The organism is Enterobacter sp. DSM 30060 (assembly GCF_013375955.1).
Classification (GTDB): Bacteria; Pseudomonadota; Gammaproteobacteria; order Enterobacterales; family Enterobacteriaceae; genus Enterobacter; species Enterobacter intestinihominis.
The window spans coordinates 1148490-1168214 of record NZ_CP056118.1 but is presented as its reverse complement, the minus strand read 5'-3'; the positions used below and the strand labels follow the sequence as shown (position 1 = coordinate 1168214).

Here is a 19725-nt window from a genome sequence, read left to right as displayed (position 1 = left end):
CCGGTATGATTTTTATTTATTTATGTGAGTGGAAAGTCATGAAGAAAATTCTATATCTTGCGTTGTTGGCTGTAGCGACAAAGTGTTGTGCCACCGGTATGGTTCCAGAAACATCGGTTTTATTAGTCGATGCACAAAAAGGCGAAGCCAGTATGAATGTTAAAAATACGGATTCGCAACCTGCATTGCTTTATACAAACATTGTAGATTTACCTGATAGCGATAAATCTATTCGTTTAATCGTTTCTCAACCTGTAGTCCGTGTCGACGCCGGGGAAACACAGCGAATGCGTTTTCTGCTGCAAACCAGCAAACCCATGAAGTATGAAGAACTTAAACGCGTCACGTTCGAAGGCATTCCTCCAAAGGAGAAAGGAGAAGATAAAGTTGCGTTGACTATCCGCCAGGATCTTCCTGTTGTAATTCATCCTGCGGGTCTACCTGAGGAGACGCAGCCATGGAAATTTTTGACATGGAACAAAAAGGGTGATGGCCTGGTTATCAACAATCCCAGCGATTACGTTGTTCGTATAACGGCATCCTTTAAAACATTACCCTCAGGAAAAGCGGGTGTGCTGGATAAGACCTACATCCTTCCTCACACCTCGATAAAAACAACATTACCAAATTTCTCTGATAATAAAGTTGAATTCTATCCGGCGAGTCGTTACGGCTATAAAGGGGATCGCTTTACTACAGATTTGAAGTAAGCCTCTATAAGGACAGCAAAGGATATGCAGCAAAAAACGTTACTCGCCTGTCTCATTGGCCTGGTCTGTTCTGGCCAGGCGATGGCTCAGCAGATGGAGACTGCTGCCATTAATTTTGATCAGGAAACGCTTCGTTCACTGGGGATAAACCCGGACGTATCAAATTATTTCTCCCGCAAGACGAAGTATTTACCGGGTAGCGTTTCCGTCGCTCTGAAGGTGAATGGTGATAATAAAGGCAACGTTATTGCTCGTTTCGACAACAACGGCGATCTCTGTTTCGACAAACCTTTTATGGAGCAGGCAGGATTAAAAGTTCCCTCTGACTATGAGTCCGGCTGCTACGATTATACCGGTCATATCCCGAGCGCTATTGTGGAGGCTTCGCCTGCGCAAGAATCTCTAAGTCTGGTTGTACCGGCGGATCGGGTAGCAAACAGCGAATCGGATATCGGAGCTTATACTTCCGGTGGCACTGCTGCGCTGTTGAATTATTCTCTTCTCTCCTCGCGCAATGAGTTTGGTGACGGGCACTCTGACTATTCACAGGCCATGCTGGACGGTGGGGTCAATTTCGACGACTGGATCTTACGTACTCAGCAACTGCTGAGCCGGAGCGACGGAGAATTCGAGAGTAATAACTCGTCGACCTATTTGCAGCATACTTTTGTCCCCCTGAAAAGTACCCTGAGGGCGGGCGAGGTCAATATCAATAACTCCCTTCTTCAGGGAACGGGAATCTATGGTATCGAGCTTTCACCGGAAAGCGCCTTACAACAGGGCGGTAGCGGAGTGAGCGTGTCCGGTATCGCCAATACGCCTCAGGCCCGTATTGAAGTGCGTCAGCAAAATGTTCTGGTGTACAGCACACTGGTGCCGGTCGGGCCGTTTAATCTCACCGATGTGCCGGTACGTAACGGCGTTAGCGATCTGAACGTGACGGTAGTGGAAACCGATGGCAGCCAGCACAGCTATGTGGTGCCCGCAGCGCTGTATAACCAGAGCGCAGGGGCGCCTTCAGGATATCACTTCGCGCTGGGACGAGTGAGCGATAGCTATAGTGAAACGCCATGGGTAGCCAGCCTTTCTGGAGGCTGGAAACTAAGCGAACGGGTGAATGTCAACGCAGGCTCAATCGTAGGCGAAGATTACCAGGCTGTCGCCACCAGCCTTGATACAGTGCCGCTACCAGCCTGGCTTGTTTCACTCCAGGCGAACCAGTCCAACGATTCGAAAGATTCACTGAAAGGGCAGAGGTACACGCTATCGGCAACATGGAGTTCTGACCCCGCATTTGGCATGGGGGCTAACGCCTCTGTTACGCATAAATCGCAAGACTATCGCGAACTTTTTGAAGCACTGGATGATGACTTCGACAGCGGTAATAAAAATGAGTATTCCGCCGGGCTGACCTGGAGTGTGCCCTACTTAGGCACGCTTAGCACCAGCTACTATCAAACGCAGGGTTATGATAAGTCAGATGATTCCCGCTTCATCTCTGCGGGTTGGAACAAGTCATTCAAGTACGCCACGATTTCCATGAACTGGCAACATCAGTTGAGTGCAGATGAGGAGAATGAGGATGATGGCGATCTGTTCTACGTCAACCTCAGTATTCCTTTTGGAGCCAGCAATAGCGTTAGCCTGTACAGCCGTCATGATGACCATAAAACGCGGTATGGCGCCTCTGCGCTTGGCGTTGTAAGTGATACCACATCCTGGTCGCTGGGAGCTGAACACGATCAGGCCACGAATCGCGATAATGTAAACGGTGGGATAAGCAGCAACCTTTACTATACGCAGCTTGGCCTGAGCGCCAGTTCGGATAACGAGAATAGCCGCAGCTATTCAGGATCGCTACAGGGGGGCATCGCGGTTCATGGACAAGGCGTTACGTTCTCTCCATGGGCGATCCGCGACACGTTCGCGATCGCTGCTCTGGATAAACCCGTCTCCGGTGTGAGGATTGACACGCCCCAGGGGCCGGTATGGACCGACTTCCGTGGTCAGGCAGTGGTACCGTCAGTGGGAGCCTGGCGCCCAGCGCGGGTAGAAGTGGATACGGAAACATTGCCGAAAAATATGGATATCGGGAATGGAACCCGTGTCGTCACGCTTGGCAAAGGAGCGGTAGGGCATCTTGATTTTACTGCGTTAACCCAGCGACGTGCACTGGTGAACGTTACCCTGGCAAACGGTAAAAAGCTGCCGAAAGGGATCGCCCTTGAGGATTCGCACGGAAATTATCTTACGACCTCAGTGGATGACGGCGTGGTCTTTTTTAACGATGTTGAACCTGCTCAACAGGTGGTGGCAAAACTGGATAACGGCACCTGTGCATTTGGTCTGAAGCTTCCGAAAGAGGCAAATACCGATACATTCTATGAAACTGTCAATGAGGTGTGTAAATGAAGGCGCTTATTTTAGCCGTGTGCGCAATGGCGTTTTCTCTGCATGCTATGGCTGACTGCCAGTTAGTATCAAGCCAGCAAAAACTCAGCTATGGCCGTATGAGTGCCGCAGAGCGCCAGGCGGAAGGGAACACGTTGATTGAGATGCCGGAGAAACAGATTGTCCTGAACGTGATATGCGATGAACCGTCGCGTATTCGTCTCTTTCTGGGCAGTAACGTACCGAAAGGGCATGAATTTGGTTTTGGTGATAACGGCGTCATGCGCATTACTGCCGCGCAGGCAACGGTGGACGATCGTACAGTCAATCTGGCGGCTATCCATGCCGGCGACCCGTGGGTTACCAATGGCGGCGTGAGAGAGATCGCGCCAGCGCTTAACGAAGGGATTGCGTTTATCAACGGTCAGGAGCTGCGGGGAAAAACGGCGTCTGTCACGCTTACCATCAAACCGCGCTTCAAAAGTAACCATATTACGGACAGAGAAGTGTGGCGCGGAAATTTACGCGTAAGGATGGATGTACAATGAAAAAGCGTATAGCGCTATTACTCTGCGGAATGTCTGCCGCTTCAGCGGTATGGGCAACTGATACGGTCAATATTGATGTGGATGTCACCGTTGACGCTGCCGCCTGTACACCGGCGTTGAGCAATGGCGGTGTGGCAGATTTCGGCACGCGCTATGCGGGGTCGCTCTCCTCCAGCGCATTCACACAGCTTGGTACTCGCGATCTTACACTATCGGTGACGTGTGAATCTTCTACGGGAGTTGCGATTACCGCGCGTGATACCCGTGCCAGTTCCGTGGTCGTTGGCAAAGATAAATCCGGGCAAGAAGGGGTAAAATTCCAGATAAATAACGGTGCCTATGTGCGTGATACGACCCGCCTGTTTGGTTTAGGATTGACCAGCGAGCAGAAGCCGATTGGCAGTTATGGGGTGCAAATTAACGCGGCAGGCGTGACGGCAGCCGACGAAAGTGCCGCTGTTCAGGTGGAGATCGCCGGGGCCGCGACCAAAAATGGTCCATGGACGCGCACGACGCTATTGCCCTTGCCGACCCAGCAGGACTTTTTCTATACGTTTGTGCAAAAAGGCACGGATATTCCGCAGCCGATCTCATCGGCGGTTGTTCCGCTACAGGTGAGCGCCGCTGTCGCCAACGGGCTTGGCAGCGGGCAAGAGATCAAGCTGGACGGCGAGGCGGTGATTACGCTGGTCTATTTATAATCTCTTTCTGCAAAAGAATATCGAAAATAGACGCGCCAGTTCACCGCTGGCGCCGCGCTTACCAGGTCTGCAAAGAGGCTGCGGTTTGTAGACCTGATAAAGCGTAAACAGGCTGATACGTCTCCGGATGAGATTTCCTGAAACGATAATTACCGTTTAAAGGTCACCGCTTCCGGCTGCGTCAGATGCAGCGTTGTCTGGCTGGGTACCGTCTCGGCGATAACCCGTCCGTGACGAACAGAATAACGCGCTGGCGTCTGGCGACGAACCGCATCAAAGCCATTTTCGGCCGGTAAAACAACCAGGTTCGCAGAATTACCCACCTTCACGCCGTAGTCCTGCAGGTTGAGCGTTTTCGCGCTGTGGGTGGTGATCAGATTCAGCCCGTCGTTAATCTGCCCGTACCCCATCAGCTGGCAGACGTGTAAACCCATATGCAGCACCTGCAACATATTGGCGGTGCCCAGGGGATACCACGGATCGAAAACGTCATCATGCCCAAAGCAGACGTTGATCCCCGCCTCCAGCATCTCTTTCACGCGCGTTACGCCGCGGCGCTTAGGATAGGTGTCGAAACGGCCCTGAAGGTGGATGTTCACCAGCGGATTGGCGACGAAGTTGATGCCCGACATTTTCAGCAAACGAAACAGGCGGGACGCGTAGGCGCCATTATAGGAGTGCATCGCTGTGGTATGGCTGGCGGTAACGCGCGCGCCCATCCCATCACGGTGCGCCAGCGCGGCGACGGTTTCCACGAAGCGCGACTGTTCATCATCGATTTCGTCGCAGTGTACGTCGATCAGCCTGTCGTACTTCTGCGCCAGTGCGAAGGTTTTGTGCAACGACTCCACACCATACTCGCGGGTAAATTCAAAGTGCGGAATTGCGCCAATGACGTCCGCCCCCATACGCACCGCCTCTTCCAGCAACGCTTCACCGTTGGGATAAGAAAGAATGCCCTCCTGGGGGAACGCCACGATTTGCAGATCGACCCACGGGGCGACCTCCTGCTTCACTTCCAGCATCGCTTTCAGCGCCGTCAGCGTGGGATCGGAGACGTCAACGTGAGTACGCACATGCTGAATGCCGTTGGCCATCTGCCACTTCAGCGTCTGCATTGCGCGGGTCTTAACATCTTCGTGGGTGAGCAGCGCCTTACGTTCAGCCCAGCGCTCAATCCCCTCGAATAAGGTACCAGACTGGTTCCAGCTCGGTTCACCAGCCGTTTGAGTGGTATCCAGATGGATATGCGGCTCAACGAAAGGGGGAATGACCAGCCCGCCTTCAGCATCAAGCACCTGGCCCGCAGGTGACGATGCCGCGTCCTGCGGTTCAATACGGCTAAAGCGCCCGTTTTCAATTGCGATCTGCCATAACCCCTCTTGCCCCTGTAAACGGGCCTGACGAATGGTGAGGGTATTATTCTGCATGGGGAGCCTCCGGGGCGGTAGCAAAGGTACGTCTGACAAAGGGGGTTAACAGAAGGTAGCTGAATACGCCACCGAGGACCGCATTCACCGGCACTATACCGGGAATAATATTCCCGGCAGCCACGCCGAGCGCGACCGAAAGAATGGCTACCCAGTTGACCGGCACAAAGGTAGCGCTATGGAAGCTGGCGTAGCGGCGGCGGTTGATCAGATAGTCGGCGATAATCACCCCACCGACGGGAGGGATCGCCGCCGACAGAAAGGTGAGCCAGCCGACAAAGTTATTGTACAGCCACAGCGCGCAGAGCGTGCCGATAATACCGTTAACCACCGACAGCGTGCGGCTGGAAAGGCCGGTCACGTTGGCAAAGCCCAGACCCGACGCATAGAGCGCGTTGTCGTTGGTTGTCCAGATGTTCAGGCCGAGAACGATAATGGCGGGCAGCAGTAGCCCCTGAGCGATCATCACGTCCGAGATATCCGCCTGTCCAACTGCCGCGGCGCCTGCCGCACCGAAGATAAACATCAGCGAGTTGCCAAGGAAAAACGCCACCATTGCCACCACCACGGCGCCTTTCGCGTTACGCCCAAAGCGGACGAAGTCGGCGGTCAGCGTTCCGGCGCTGATGAAGGAGCCGACGACCAGCGCCAGCGCGCCTGAAAAATTGAGCGGGGTCTGTGGCACCATCGCTTTTAAATGATCCAGCCCGCCCACGCCGTGCACCGCCAGCCAGACGGAGTAGCTGCCGAGGATAACTATCGCGGGAACGGCGATGATCGACAGAATCGTCAGTGCTGAGATACCAAAGAAGATGGTCATGGTCATCAACAGACCGGATACCGCGATCAGGATATTGACGTCGATGCCCGTGGCTTTACTCACCGGGATGGCAAACATCGCTACGCCGACGCCAAACCATCCTACCTGCGTACCGCCTAAAAGCATGGAGGGAAGCCAGGAACCTTTTATACCGAACGAGTAACGCGCAAGAAGATGGGTTGAGAGGCCGGTTTTTGCGCCAATGTAGCCAAGAAAAGCAGTGTAAATACCGAGGAGGAGATTGCCGAAGAGAACTGCGAGGAAGAAATCATTATAGGAAAGACCGGTACCGAGCGTACCTCCGGTCCACATACTGGCGGAAAAAAAGGTTAACCCTAACATCACAAAAGTGAGTGGAATCACGCCTTTCCGCGCCGCCAGAGGGACGGGGCCCTGGCTATAATTGTTATCTTGCGACACAACGCCTCCTTGAATTTTGGCCAAAAAATCCGCCGCATAATATACAGTTTTTACATGAAAGCAAACGTTTACGTCAGGGTTTGCGCTGCTTTTTTGCTTAAAAAGGTATCATTAACTTAAGGGCAGGCTACTGAAAACAGGCTCCCCAGCGTTCCGCTTTATGCTTCTGCCGGGGAGTCAGAGGGGCTTACACTTCCAGGAAGTTCATGATCCCGTCAGCCGCTTTACGGCCTTCGGCAATCGCCGTGACCACCAGGTCAGAGCCGCGAACGATGTCGCCACCGGCGAAGATTTTCGGGTTGCTGGTCTGGAACGCGTTGTCGCTGCCTTCCGGCGCAATTATGCGGCCCTGAGAGTCCAGCTCTACGCTGTGCTTCGCCAGCCACTCCATGCTGTGAGGACGGAAACCAAACGCCATCACCACGGCGTCAGCCGGGATCACGTGTTCAGAACCGGCCACGATCTCCGCGCGACGACGGCCTTTCGCATCCGGCGCGCCCATCTCCGTGCGCGCCATCTTCACGCCGCTCACTCTACCGTTGGCATTCACCTCAATACCCAGAGGCTGGATGTTGAACTGGAACTCCACGCCCTCTTCACGCGCGTTTTTCACTTCGCGCTTAGAGCCCGGCATGTTCTCTTCGTCACGACGGTAAGCACAGATGACGTGCGCCGCGTTCTGACGAATGGAGGTACGCACGCAGTCCATCGCGGTATCACCGCCGCCCAGCACCACCACGCGTTTGCCTTCCATGCTGACGAACGGCTCATCGGCGGTCTCACCGTAGCCCATGATCTGCCTGGTGTTGGCAATCAGGAACGGCAGCGCGTCGTACACGCCCGGCGCATCTTCGTTCTCCAGGCCACCGCGCATGGACTGATAAGTACCCACGCCCAGGAACACGGCGTCGTAATCCTTCAGCAGGTCGTCGAGCTGCACGTCACGGCCCACTTCCACGTTCAGTTTGAACTCAATGCCCATGCCGGTGAAGATTTCGCGGCGGCGGGTCATCACCTCTTTCTCCAGCTTGAAGGCTGGGATACCGAAGGTCAGCAGGCCGCCAATCTCAGGGTGGCGATCAAAGACCACCGCTTTCACGCCGTTACGGGTCAGCACGTCCGCACAGGCAAGGCCTGCCGGGCCCGCGCCAATAATCGCCACGCGCTTGTCGGTTTGACGCACACCGGTCATATCCGGCCGCCAGCCCATTTCGAACGCTTTATCGTTGATATAACGTTCGATGTTGCCGATGGTCACCGCGCCAAACTCGTCGTTCAGCGTACAGGAGCCTTCACACAGACGATCCTGAGGGCACACGCGGCCGCACACTTCCGGCAGGGTGTTGGTCTGATGAGACAGCTCGGCGGCTTCAAAAATACGCCCTTCGTTGGCCAACTTCAGCCAGTTCGGGATGTAGTTATGGACCGGACACTTCCATTCGCAGTAAGGGTTACCGCAGGACAGGCAGCGGTCTGCCTGTGCTTTGGCCTGGCCTTCTGAAAACGGCTCGTAGATTTCAACAAATTCAATTTTACGGATCTTCAGCGGTTTCTTTGGCGGATCAACACGCTGAAGGTCGATAAACTGGTAAACGTTCTGGCTCATCTGAATTCCTTACTGCGCCTGCACGCGCAGCTCTGCTGCGCTACGACTACGGTGACCCAACAGGGCTTTAACATCGCTGGACTTCGGCTTAACCAGCGCGAATTTTGCAGAGAACGCCGGCCAGTTGGCCAGGATCTCTTCGCCGCGCGAAGAACCGGTATGCTGCACGTGTTCGGTAATTAAGCCGCGCAGGTGTTCTTCGTGGATGGCCAGCGTATCAACGTCCAGCACTTCCACCAGTTCCGGGTTCACGCGTTTGCGGAACTCACCGTCTTCATCCAGGACGTAGGCAAAACCGCCCGTCATGCCCGCGCCAAAGTTCACGCCGGTTTTACCCAGGACGCACACAATTCCGCCCGTCATGTATTCACAGCCGTTATCGCCGATGCCTTCCACCACGGTGATGGCACCGGAGTTACGCACCGCAAAACGCTCGCCCGCACGGCCCGCGGCAAACAGACGACCGCCGGTTGCACCGTACAGACAGGTATTGCCGATGATGCTTGCTTCATGGCTGCGGAAGGCTGAACCAACCGGAGGACGCACCGCCAGCAGACCGCCCGCCATGCCTTTTCCGACGTAGTCGTTGGCATCACCGGTCAGGTATAACTCAACGCCGCCCGCGTTCCACACACCGAAGCTCTGACCCGCGGTACCGCTGAAGTGCGCGGTAATCGGATCCGACGCCAGGCCCTGGTCACCGTGCGTTTGCGCGATGTAACCGGAGAGGGATGCACCCACGGAACGATCGGTGTTGCGGATATCAAACCAGAACGTTTTGCTCTGCTTCTCATCCACGTACGGCTTCGCCTGTTGCAGCAGCTGCGCGTTCAGCACGCCGTTGTCGAACGGCGGGTTGTTCTCGGTGCAGTAAACCGCTTTGCCAGGATGCGGCTGAGCGGTTTCCAGCAGCTTAGACAGCTCCAGCTTCTGCTGCTTGGCCGTGAAGCCCTCAAGCTCTTTCAGCAGGTCGGTACGGCCAATCAGATCCACCAGACGCTTCACGCCCAGCTGCGCCATCAGCTCGCGGGTTTCACGGGCGATGAAGTCAAAGTAGTTAGTCACTTTGAACGGGAGGCCGTGATAGTGATTCTTACGCAGCTTTTCGTCCTGGGTAGCAACGCCCGTTGCGCAGTTATTCAGGTGGCAAATACGCAGGTATTTACAGCCGAGCGCAACCATCGGGCCGGTACCGAAGCCGAAGCTTTCCGCACCCAGAATCGCCGCTTTGATGATGTCGAGGCCGGTTTTCAGCCCGCCGTCTACCTGCAAACGGATTTTGTGACGCAGGCCGTTGGCGACCAGCGCCTGCTGGGTTTCCACCAGGCCAAGCTCCCACGGACAACCCGCGTATTTTACGGAGGAGAGCGGGCTTGCGCCGGTGCCGCCGTCGTAGCCGGCGATGGTGATCAAATCCGCATAGGCTTTCGCCACGCCGGTGGCGATGGTGCCAACGCCCGGCTCGGAAACCAGCTTCACGGAGATCATCGCTTTCGGGTTGACCTGTTTCAGGTCGAAAATCAGCTGCGCCAGATCCTCGATAGAGTAAATATCGTGGTGCGGCGGCGGGGAGATCAGCGTCACGCCCGGCACCGAGTAGCGAAGCTTAGCGATGTACGGGGTGACTTTATCACCCGGCAGCTGACCGCCTTCACCCGGTTTTGCCCCCTGCGCGACCTTAATCTGGATCACGTCGGCGTTAACCAGGTACGCAGGCGTTACGCCGAAACGGCCGGACGCTACCTGCTTGATACGGGACACTTTATTGGTGCCGTAACGGGCAGGATCTTCACCGCCTTCGCCGGAGTTGGAGTTGCCGCCGATGCTGTTCATGGCTTCCGCCAGCGCTTCGTGGGCTTCCGGGCTCAGCGCGCCGATAGACATCGCCGCAGTATCGAAACGTTTGAACAGCTCAGATGCGGGTTCAACCTCGTCAATGCTGACCGCTTCCTCACCCGGATTGAGGGCAATGAGATCGCGCAGCGTCGCCGCCGGACGGTTGTTCACCAGCTCAGCATACTGCTGATAATCGCTGTACTCGCCGCTTTGCACCGCCTGTTGCAGTGTGCGCACCACGTCCGGGTTATAAGCGTGATACTCACCCCCGTGAACGTATTTCAGCAGACCGCCCTGTTCCAGCGGCTTACGTGCCAGCCAGGCGCGTTTCGACAGGTTCACCAGATCCTGCTGGAAGTCAGCAAAGCCTGCGCCACCAATACGGCTGATCACGCCCTGGAAGCAGAGGTTGGCAACGTCGTCATGCAGACCGACCGCTTCAAACAGCTTCGAGCAGCGGTAAGAGGCGATGGTCGAGATGCCCATTTTGGACATGATCTTGTACAGACCTTTGTTGATGCCGTTACGGTAGTTCAGCATCACAGCACGGTAGTCTTTGTCGATCGCGCGGGTATCCACCAGGCGGGCCAGTGTTTCGTAGGCCAGATACGGGTAGATCGCCGTGGCGCCAAAGCCTAACAGCACCGCAAAGTGGTGCGGGTCGCGCGCGCTCGCAGTTTCAACGATGATGTTGGCATCGCAGCGCAGGCTCTTGTCCACCAGACGCGTCTGGATAGCCCCCACCGCCATGGGGGCAGGCACCGGCAGACGGTTTTTCGCGATGTTGCGGTCAGACAGCACCAGCAGAACGGTGCCGTTACGCACCATCTGCTCGGCTTTGTCGCACAGCGCGTTCACCGTCTCTTCGAGGCTCGTTTCGGTCACGTCGAAGGTGATATCGAGCGTGTCGGCGCGATAGTGCTCCTCGGTCATGGTGGTGAGCTGTTTGAAATCGGAGTACAGCAGGATCGGTGATTTAAAGGTCAGACGGTGCGCCTGGCCTTCGGCTTCACAGAATACGTTCATCTCACGGCCGATGCTGGTGGCCAGCGACATGACGTGGGCTTCGCGCAGCGGATCGATTGGCGGGTTGGTGACTTGCGCAAACTGCTGACGGAAATAGTCGTAAATAATGCGTGGCTGGCTGGAGAGCACAGCAAACGGGGTATCGTCACCCATTGAGCCGACCGCTTCCTGGCCGTTTTCGCCGAGCACGCGAATAACCGAGTCCAGCTCTTCCGCGCTGTAGTTAAACTGCTTCTGGAAGCTCGCGAGGGTGTCATCGTCCAGCTCGCGGCTACCCACTTCTTCGTCCGACAGATCTTCAAACGGCACCAGACGACGCACGTTTTTCTCCATCCACTCTTTGTACGGATGGCGGCTCTTCAGATCGTTGTCGGTTTCAGCAGAGTGCAGAATACGCCCACCGCGGGTGTCGATCACCATCAGCTCACCCGGTCCGACGCGGCCTTTCTCGACCACTTCGTCTGGCTGGTAATCCCAGATACCCACTTCAGAGGCACAGGTGATGAGCTTGTCTTTGGTAATGACATAGCGCGCCGGACGCAGACCGTTACGGTCCAGGTTACAGGCGGCAAAACGTCCGTCGGACATAACGATGCCTGCCGGGCCATCCCACGGCTCCATGTGCATGGAGTTAAAGTCAAAGAACGCGCGCAGCTCAGGGTCCATATCCGGGTTGTTCTGCCAGGCCGGCGGTACAAGCAGACGCATGGCGCGCACGATATCCATCCCGCCCGCCAGCAGCAGTTCCAGCATGTTATCCATTGAGCTGGAGTCCGAGCCGGTTTCGTTCACGAACGGCGCGGCATCGTGCAGGTCCGGGATCAGCGGGGTCTGGAACTTATAGGTACGGGCGCGGGCCCACTGGCGGTTACCGGTGATGGTGTTGATCTCACCGTTGTGCGCCAGGTAGCGGAACGGCTGAGCCAGCGGCCAGCGTGGAACGGTGTTGGTGGAGAAGCGCTGGTGGAACAGGCAAATGGCCGATTCCAGACGCAGATCCGCCAGGTCCAGGTAGAAGCGCGGCAGGTCAGCCGGCATGCACAGACCTTTATAGATGTTCACCAGGTTAGAGAGGCTACAGACGTAGAACTCTTTATCGTCCTGAAGACGTTTTTCAATGCGGCGGCGGGCAATAAACAGACGGCGTTCCATATCACGCGGACGCCAGCCCGCAGGCGCGTTGACGAAAATCTGTTCAATACGAGGCAGCGAGGAGAGGGCGATTTCACCGAGCACCCCTTCGTTGGTTGGCACATCGCGCCAGCCGACAATCGACAGGGTTTCACGCTGAAGTTCTTCTTCAACGATGCGGCGTGACGCGGCAGCTTTTTCAGGATCCTGATTCAGGAACAGCATACCGACAGCGTAGTTTTTGGCTAAACGCCAGCCGCGCTCTTCCGCCACGATGCGGAAGAAACGATCCGGTTTTTGCAGCAGCAGACCGCAACCGTCGCCGGTTTTACCATCGGCAAGGATGGCGCCACGGTGCTGCATACGGGCCAGTGCGTGAATAGCAGTACGCACTACCTTGTGGCTAGGTTCGCCTTCTATGTGGGCGATCAGGCCGAAACCACAGTTATCCTTCTCAAGGGATTTATCGTACAACATATCAGTGAACCTCCCCAGGCTCGTCGGGCTTCCCACTGAACTTTACCGTGGCGCACAGGCGCAGAAAGAGCATGGCGACGGGGTTAGCGTTTCATACGCGGACCTCGCATTCGCCCTCTTTTTCATCCTTTCGCGCAGGTAAACAAGTTTGAGGACTTGCTTCAGAGGGAATCTCAATTACTGCATAAATATGATGAGCAGGCCGCTCATCCAGAAAGCTTCCAGCGGATTTCCAACTTATCGGGAATTGGTACACAGGTCAAATGGCAATCTTATTTATACAAAAATGTGCTAAAGAGTGGTCATATTGTTGTTTTTATTGATGATTTCACTATTTTTACAACCACTTAAAGCGCCGGGAAGGTGCAGGGGAGTGTGATCTGACTCACTATATGAAAGCGGTATTATCAATGCAGCGTGCTGAAATGCAGATTTATAGCAGAATAATAATCTGGGGTGGCATTCAAACCCGCATAAAATCACTGTTTTTCAGACCTGGCGCTATAAATGAAAAAAACCATCAGAACATAAGGAAAAGTAATTACGTGCAGGGTGAATGAAATCTCGGTAATCGTGATTATTTATTCAAATAGATAAAGGCCGTCCAGGGCGATTGATCCAGGTCATCGCCGACAGAGGCTAAAAATGGCAGGCTTGTCCCCTTTCTTCGGGACGGTCTATCAGATTATGCAGTTACAGAAATTAGTCAATATGTTTGGTGGGGATCTTTTGCAGCGCTACGGACAAAAGGTTCACAAACTGACGCTGCACGGCGGATTTAGCTGTCCGAACCGCGATGGCACCATCGGGCGTGGTGGCTGCACCTTCTGTAACGTGGCCTCGTTTGCTGATGAAGCTCAACAGCATAAATCTATCGCTGAACAGCTCGCCCATCAGGCGAGTCTGGTGAACCGCGCGAAGCAATATCTGGCCTATTTCCAGGCCTACACCAGCACGTGGGCGGAGGTGCAGGTGCTGCGCGCTATGTATCAACAGACGGTTGCTCAAGCGAACATTGTCGGGCTGTGCGTGGGGACGCGTCCGGACTGCGTGCCGGACGCCGTGCTGGATTTACTTAGCGAGTACAAAGAGAAGGGCTACGAGATCTGGCTGGAGCTGGGCTTGCAGACCGCGCACGACAAAACCCTGCACCGTATCAATCGCGGGCATGATTTTGCCTGCTACCAGCGCACCACGCGTCTCGCCCGCGAGCGTGGATTAAAAGTCTGCTCGCATCTGATTGTCGGCTTGCCGGGAGAAGGGCAGCAGCATGGTCTTGAAACGCTGGAAAAAGTCGTCGAGACCGGCGTGGACGGCATTAAGCTGCACCCGCTGCATATTGTTACGGGAAGCATTATGGCGAAAGCCTGGGAAGCGGGGCGGTTAAGTGGTATCGAACTCGACGACTATACGGTGACGGCGGGGGAGATGATTCGCCACACGCCGCCGGAGATTGTTTACCACCGCATCTCGGCAAGCGCCCGCCGCCCAACGCTTCTGGCACCGCTCTGGTGTGAGAACCGCTGGACGGGGATGCTGGAAATCGACCGCTATCTACAGGAGAACGGCGTACAGGGGTCGGCGCTTGGCCGCCCGTGGGTTCCACCGCTACCGGCGACGGCCGCCTAACAGACTTCCCAGCATGCCGCGCACTATCTGGTTGGTAATCTGACGCGTCGCGCTTTTTGCCATGGTCTGCACCACGCCATCGCGTTTGCCGCCGCGCGGCCCGGTGCTGCCGAACAGAATATCTTTCAGCCCGCCGAGAATGCCGTCGTCCACGGCTACAGATTGCCCTTTGGCGGCAGGCGCATTCTGCGATTCGGCAGTCGCCTGCACCCCTTTTTGCAGCATCTCGAACGCGGATTCGCGATCCACCTCGTCTTCATACTTCCCGTACACCGGGGAGTGGTTGATCAGGCCGTTGCGTTCATCGTCCGTTACTGGCCCCATGCGCGAGCAGGGCGCAATCACCATCGCGCGCTCGACAACTGTCGGGCTGCCTTTTGCATCGAGGAACGAAATCAGCGCTTCACCGGTGCCCAGCGCCTGAATGGCGGTTTCGGTATCAAAGGCCGGATTGGCACGCATGGTTTGCGCCGCGGCTTTCACCGCTTTCTGATCTTTTGGCGTAAAGGCGCGCAGGGCGTGCTGCACGCGGTTACCCAGTTGCCCCAGTACGTTGTCCGGAATATCCGACGGGTTTTGCGACACAAACCAGACCCCGACGCCTTTGGAGCGGATCAGGCGGATAACCTGTTCAATTTTATCCAGCAGCACCTGCGGCGCGTCGTTAAACAACAGGTGCGCTTCGTCAAAGAAGAACACCAGTTTGGGTTTTTCCAGATCGCCTGCTTCCGGCAGTTGTTCGTAGAGTTCAGAGAGCATCCACAGCAGGCTGGCGGCGTAGAGCTTCGGCATCTGGTAGAGCTTCTCTGCGCTCAGAATGTTGATGATGCCTTTGCCGCTGCTGTCGGTGCGCATCCAGTCTTTGATATCCAGCATTGGCTCGCCGAAGAAATGCTCGGCGCCCTGTTGCTCCAGCGTCAGGAGCCCGCGCTGAATGGCGCCCACCGAGGCGCTGCTGATATTGCCGTACTGGTTCTGGAAGGATTTGGCGTTATCGCCAATGTACTGGGTGATGGCGCGCAGATCTTTGAAGTCGAGCAGCAGTAAGCCCTGATCGTCGGCGATACGGAAGATAATGTTCAGCACCCCGGACTGCACGTCGTTAAGATTAAGCAGACGGGCCAGCAGCAAAGGGCCGAGGTCGGAGACGGTGGCGCGCACCGGATGCCCTTTTTCGCCGAAGATATCCCAGACCACCACTGGATTACCGTGCGGCGTCCAGTCCGTGATGCCGATATTTTTCAGGCGCTCGAGCAGTTTTTCTGACGCCGTGCCTTCCTGAGCCACCCCGGTTAAATCGCCCTTCACGTCAGCCATAAATACCGGCACGCCAGCCTCGGACAACGACTCAGCCAGCTTTTGCAGGGTGACGGTTTTTCCCGTCCCGGTCGCGCCGGTGATCAGGCCATGACGGTTCGCCATCGCGGGCAGTAAAAACAGCTCTTTTCCCAGCGTCCTGGCGATTAACAATGGTGTACTCATGATGCACGTCCTCTCGTAGTCCTGGGTGGAGTATAGGCAACCTGACGGCAAAATGTCTGCGTAAATTCCTCACTTTGCGGCGCATTATCCAGTGCGGACTATGCTTTTGCATACGGTAAACAAAATTTTGGGAAACTATGTCCAGATTCTTTTTTAACGACCGCAAACAGCTTGTCAACGATGCCATTGAAGGCATACTTCTCTCCGCGCCGCACGGTAATCTCGTCAAACTGGATATCGATCCGGCCATCCGCGTGGTGGCACGCGGCGACTGGGATAAAAGCCGCGTGGCGGTGATCTCCGGTGGCGGCTCCGGCCATGAACCGGCACATGCCGGGTTCGTCGGTAAAGGCATGCTTACCGCAGCGGTGTGTGGCGATTTGTTCGCCTCCCCAAGCGTGGATGCGGTCCTCAATGCCATTGTGGCGGTGACGGGCGATCGTGGCTGCCTGCTGATTGTGAAAAACTACACCGGCGACCGGCTTAACTTTGGCCTGGCGGCGGAAAAAGCCAAACGCTACGGCCTGAAGGTGGAGATGGTTATCGTCGCGGATGATATTGCCCTGCCGGATAACAAGCAGCCGCGTGGTATCGCGGGAACGGCGCTGGTGCATAAGATTGCGGGATATGCGGCAGAGCAGGGGAAATCGCTAAACGACGTGCGGGATATAGCGCAACAGGCCTGCGATAACCTCTGGAGCCTGGGCGTGGCGATGCAAACGTGCAACCTGCCGGGCAGCGATGATGAAGAGGGGCGCATAAAACAAGGCCATGTCGAGCTGGGTTTGGGCATTCACGGCGAGCCGGGAGCTTCCGTCGTGGATACGCAAAACAGCAAAGCCATTATCGACACGCTGGTGACGCCGTTACGCGCGCAGGCGGGTGACGGGCGCTTTGCGGTGCTGATCAACAACCTCGGCGGCGTGTCAGCGCTGGAGATGGCTCTGCTCACCAAAGAGCTGGCGCATTCGGCGCTGAAAGAGAACATAGCGTATCTGATTGGCCCGGCGCCGCTGGTGAGTGCGCTGGATATGAAAGGCTTTTCTCTGACGCTGCTGAAGCTCAACGATTTCTTCGAGAAGGCGATTCACGCCGAGGTCGAGACGCTGGGCTGGCAGAAGCCCGTCGCGTTCGCGCCCCTGCGTACCGTCCCCCATAGCGCCCTTCGTGACCGCGTGGAATATACCCCATCGGACAATCCGCAGGTGAGCGAGGCCGTCGCTTCGGTAACGAAGACATTGATCCAGCTGGAAAACCGCCTCAACGCGCTGGATGCTAAAGTAGGCGATGGCGATACGGGCTCCACCTTTGCGCAAGGGGCGCGGGATATTGCGCAGCGACTTGAGGAGAACAACCTGCCCCTTAACGACGTGCCGACATTACTCCTGCTGGTGGGGGAGCGGCTGGCTACGGTAATGGGCGGGTCGAGCGGGGTGCTGATGTCGATCTTCTTCACGGCGGCAGGACAAAAGCTTCACGATGGACAGCCGCTACCAGAAGCATTGTTGAGCGGACTGGCGCAGATGAAGCAGTATGGCGGTGCAGATCTTGGGGATCGCACGCTGATCGACGCCCTGCAACCGGCGCTGGAGGCGTTAAGGGATGGCGATCTGCGGACGGCGGCGCAGGCTGCGCAGCAGGGCGCCGAAGCAACGGCAAAAATGGCGAAAGCCGGCGCGGGACGCTCGTCGTATGTCAATAAAGAGAACCTGGATGGGGTGATGGATCCGGGAGCGGTCGCGGTAGCGGAAGTATTTAACGTATTGGCGCAGCAGTGAAAGTAGGCCGGGTCAGGCGAAGCCGCCACCCGGCAAACTCACATCAGAAATCCGCTTTCAACACTACGCGGTAGCGGGCTTTACCGTCGCGCACGTGCTGGATTGCTTCGTTGATTTTTGACATCGGATACAGTTCGGTGGTCGGCGCCACTTTTGTGCGTCCGGCAAACTTCATCAGCTTGCGTAACTCATATGGCGTGCCGGTAGCAGATCCGGATACGCTGCGATCGCCGCCGATCAGGGTAAACGCCGGAACCGGCAGCGGCTTCATCACCGCACCCACGGTGTGGAAGTTACCACCGTAGGCCAGGGCCTCAAAGTACGGCTGCCAGTCGAGATCGACGTTGACGGTGTTGATGATCAGGTCAAACTGGCCTGCCAGGGCGGTGAGCGCCTCGGGATCGCGACTGTTCACCACTTTATCCGCACCCATCGCCAGCACTTCCTGCTCTTTCGCCGGGTTAGAACTGAACGCTGTCACTTCACAGCCCATCGCGTGCAGCAGTTTGATGGCAATATGCCCCAGCCCGCCAATACCGATCACGCCCACGCGGCTGGTGGCAGTTACGTGATGCATCAGCAGCGGTTTAAATACGGTGATACCGCCACACAGCAGCGGACCTGCTGATTCAATATCAATGCTGTCCGGCAGCGGGATAACCCATTGCCAGTCGGCGCGTAGTTTATCGGCGAAACCACCCTTGTTCAGGATGGTCGGCGTAGCGCCCTCAAGGCAGTTGATCTGGTTACCGCTAATACAGGCGTCGCAGTGGCCGCAGCTGCGTGCCGTCCAGCCGATACCCACGCGCTGGCCCACTTTCAGCCCTTTGTCCTGCGCGGCGCTGCCGAGCGCCACGACGCGGCCAATGACTTCGTGCCCGGCAACCAGCGGATAGCTGGAAAAGCCCCATTCATTGTCGATCATCGAGAGGTCTGAATGGCAGATCCCGCAGTAATCCACCTGTACTTCGACGTCTTCCGCTTTTAGTTCGCCCGCATCGTACTCGTACAGCTCAAGTTCTGCACCCGCCTGCGGTGCGGCGTAGCTTTTTATCTTCGACATCGCGTTTCCCCTGTTTTGGTGTGAACTGTGAGTGTAGAGCATTCAGTTTACAGACGCTTAACAGAAGACGGCAGGAACAAAACTTACAGACTTTTCAGCATTCTGACTTCGCAGTCCACGTGGCCCGTGCAGCCCAGTGGCGCATCGATATGCTTAAAGCCCAGATGCTCATACAGGCCAATGGCCTCTTTAAGGAAAGCGGTGGTTTCAAGGTAGCAACGTTTAAAGCCCTGTGAGCGTGCATGTTCCAGGGCGACCAGCGCCAGCTTTTTCGCCAGGCCTTGTCCGCGTATCGTTGGCAGGAAATACATTTTCTGGAGTTCACAGATATCCGGCTCGCTGCAGAGCAGGGGGGCAATGCCGCCGCCGCCCACGACCTGGCCGTCCTGCTCGATGACCCAATAGGCATGGCCCGGCTGGTTGTACAGCTGAAAAAGTTCGTCCAGATTGGGATCGGCCACGGTGTAGCCTTTGTCGGCGGTCAGGCCATATTCGGCCGATACCGTGCGGATAACGGCGGCGATAGCCGGGTTGTCCTGCTCAGTGATCCGACGCATTGTCGTCGCGACGGGGGTAATCACGCTCATAGCATTACTCATGACAAAAATTGACACACAACTGCTGTTAATAGCACCACAGAAAGGGGAGTGCAAGCGAGGAGTTTTCAGGAAGGATAC

At 56.2% G+C, this 19725-nt stretch carries 13 protein-coding genes; 6 read left to right on the top strand and 7 right to left on the bottom strand.

Annotated elements, in window-relative coordinates; translation table 11 throughout:
• The first annotated feature begins 38 nt into the window (after window positions 1-38).
• The 4 genes from HWQ15_RS05520 to HWQ15_RS05505 are packed head-to-tail and all read left to right on the top strand — an operon-like array spanning window position 39 to window position 4350.
• Window positions 39-710 (top strand): fimbria/pilus chaperone family protein, encoded by a 672-nt coding sequence (locus HWQ15_RS05520; RefSeq protein ID WP_022649549.1) that lies wholly within the window; start codon window positions 39-41, stop codon window positions 708-710.
• 24 nt (window positions 711-734) lie between these two features.
• The gene (locus HWQ15_RS05515) at window positions 735-3122 is read left to right on the top strand and encodes a fimbrial biogenesis usher protein (RefSeq protein ID WP_063149054.1); all 2388 of its coding nucleotides are present in this window, start codon (window positions 735-737) and stop codon (window positions 3120-3122) included.
• On the top strand, window positions 3119-3649 hold the full coding sequence (locus HWQ15_RS05510) for a hypothetical protein (protein WP_045622117.1): 531 nt from the start codon (window positions 3119-3121) through the stop codon (window positions 3647-3649). The genes HWQ15_RS05515 and HWQ15_RS05510 overlap by 4 nt, the downstream gene beginning before the upstream one ends.
• Complete coding sequence (locus HWQ15_RS05505) at window positions 3646-4350, top strand: DUF1120 domain-containing protein (RefSeq protein ID WP_022649546.1); 705 nt, start codon at window positions 3646-3648, stop codon at window positions 4348-4350. The genes HWQ15_RS05510 and HWQ15_RS05505 overlap by 4 nt, the downstream gene beginning before the upstream one ends.
• Before the next feature lie 149 nt (window positions 4351-4499).
• Here the strand turns inward: HWQ15_RS05505 and codA are convergent, their stop codons facing one another.
• The 4 genes from codA to gltB all read right to left on the bottom strand — a co-directional run bounded on the left by codA (window position 4500) and on the right by gltB (window position 13096).
• Window positions 4500-5780, bottom strand: a complete 1281-nt coding sequence (gene codA, locus HWQ15_RS05500; RefSeq protein WP_063146516.1) for a cytosine/isoguanine deaminase — start codon at window positions 5778-5780, stop codon at window positions 4500-4502.
• Window positions 5770-7020, bottom strand: coding sequence for a cytosine permease (codB, locus tag HWQ15_RS05495; RefSeq protein WP_045308043.1), 1251 nt, complete (start codon window positions 7018-7020; stop codon window positions 5770-5772). Before codB ends, codA begins: the two co-directional genes overlap by 11 nt.
• 187 nt (window positions 7021-7207) lie before the next feature.
• Window positions 7208-8626: a glutamate synthase subunit GltD gene (gene gltD, locus HWQ15_RS05490; RefSeq protein ID WP_032626441.1), complete on the bottom strand. Its 1419-nt coding sequence runs from the start codon at window positions 8624-8626 to the stop codon at window positions 7208-7210.
• A gap of 9 nt (window positions 8627-8635) precedes the next feature.
• Entirely contained in the window at window positions 8636-13096 is a 4461-nt protein-coding gene (gene gltB / locus HWQ15_RS05485) for a glutamate synthase large subunit (RefSeq protein WP_022649542.1), read from the bottom strand.
• Between the two features lie 687 nt (window positions 13097-13783).
• On the opposite strand from gltB, the gene HWQ15_RS05480 reads away from it, so the two are divergent.
• The gene (locus HWQ15_RS05480; RefSeq protein ID WP_139153376.1) at window positions 13784-14725 is read left to right on the top strand and encodes a TIGR01212 family radical SAM protein; all 942 of its coding nucleotides are present in this window, start codon (window positions 13784-13786) and stop codon (window positions 14723-14725) included.
• On the opposite strand, the gene HWQ15_RS05475 is transcribed toward HWQ15_RS05480, so the two are convergent.
• On the bottom strand, window positions 14705-16207 hold the full coding sequence (locus HWQ15_RS05475) for a helicase HerA-like C-terminal domain-containing protein (protein WP_063149056.1): 1503 nt from the start codon (window positions 16205-16207) through the stop codon (window positions 14705-14707). The genes HWQ15_RS05480 and HWQ15_RS05475 overlap by 21 nt on opposite strands.
• Window positions 16208-16344: 137 nt before the next feature.
• Here HWQ15_RS05475 and HWQ15_RS05470 point away from each other — a divergent pair, with 137 nt between their 5' ends.
• Entirely contained in the window at window positions 16345-17985 is a 1641-nt protein-coding gene (locus HWQ15_RS05470; protein WP_058646873.1) for a dihydroxyacetone kinase subunit DhaK, read from the top strand.
• A gap of 43 nt (window positions 17986-18028) precedes the next feature.
• On the opposite strand, the gene HWQ15_RS05465 is transcribed toward HWQ15_RS05470, so the two are convergent.
• Window positions 18029-19048, bottom strand: coding sequence for an NAD(P)-dependent alcohol dehydrogenase (locus HWQ15_RS05465; RefSeq protein WP_022649538.1), 1020 nt, complete (start codon window positions 19046-19048; stop codon window positions 18029-18031).
• Between the two features lie 83 nt (window positions 19049-19131).
• Window positions 19132-19635 carry a GNAT family N-acetyltransferase gene (locus tag HWQ15_RS05460; protein WP_032626432.1) on the bottom strand — a complete coding sequence of 168 codons (504 nt, stop codon included), beginning with the start codon at window positions 19633-19635 and terminating at the stop codon, window positions 19132-19134.
• Between the last annotated feature and the right edge of the window lie 90 nt (window positions 19636-19725).

Bases quoted from the DNA above. Each gene is read 5' to 3' on its own strand.
- HWQ15_RS05520 (WP_022649549.1), top strand. From the start codon at position 39: ATGAAGAAAATTCTATATCTTGCGTTGTTGGCTGTAGCGACAAAGTGT.
- HWQ15_RS05515 (WP_063149054.1), top strand. From the start codon at position 735: ATGCAGCAAAAAACGTTACTCGCCTGTCTCATTGGCCTGGTCTGTTCT.
- HWQ15_RS05510 (WP_045622117.1), top strand. From the start codon at position 3,119: ATGAAGGCGCTTATTTTAGCCGTGTGCGCAATGGCGTTTTCTCTGCAT.
- HWQ15_RS05505 (WP_022649546.1), top strand. From the start codon at position 3,646: ATGAAAAAGCGTATAGCGCTATTACTCTGCGGAATGTCTGCCGCTTCA.
- codA (WP_063146516.1), bottom strand. From the start codon at position 5,780: ATGCAGAATAATACCCTCACCATTCGTCAGGCCCGTTTACAGGGGCAA.
- gltD (WP_032626441.1), bottom strand. From the start codon at position 8,626: ATGAGCCAGAACGTTTACCAGTTTATCGACCTTCAGCGTGTTGATCCG.
- gltB (WP_022649542.1), bottom strand. From the start codon at position 13,096: ATGTTGTACGATAAATCCCTTGAGAAGGATAACTGTGGTTTCGGCCTG.
- HWQ15_RS05480 (WP_139153376.1), top strand. From the start codon at position 13,784: ATGCAGTTACAGAAATTAGTCAATATGTTTGGTGGGGATCTTTTGCAG.
- HWQ15_RS05475 (WP_063149056.1), bottom strand. From the start codon at position 16,207: ATGAGTACACCATTGTTAATCGCCAGGACGCTGGGAAAAGAGCTGTTT.
- HWQ15_RS05470 (WP_058646873.1), top strand. From the start codon at position 16,345: ATGTCCAGATTCTTTTTTAACGACCGCAAACAGCTTGTCAACGATGCC.
- HWQ15_RS05465 (WP_022649538.1), bottom strand. From the start codon at position 19,048: ATGTCGAAGATAAAAAGCTACGCCGCACCGCAGGCGGGTGCAGAACTT.
- HWQ15_RS05460 (WP_032626432.1), bottom strand. From the start codon at position 19,635: ATGAGCGTGATTACCCCCGTCGCGACGACAATGCGTCGGATCACTGAG.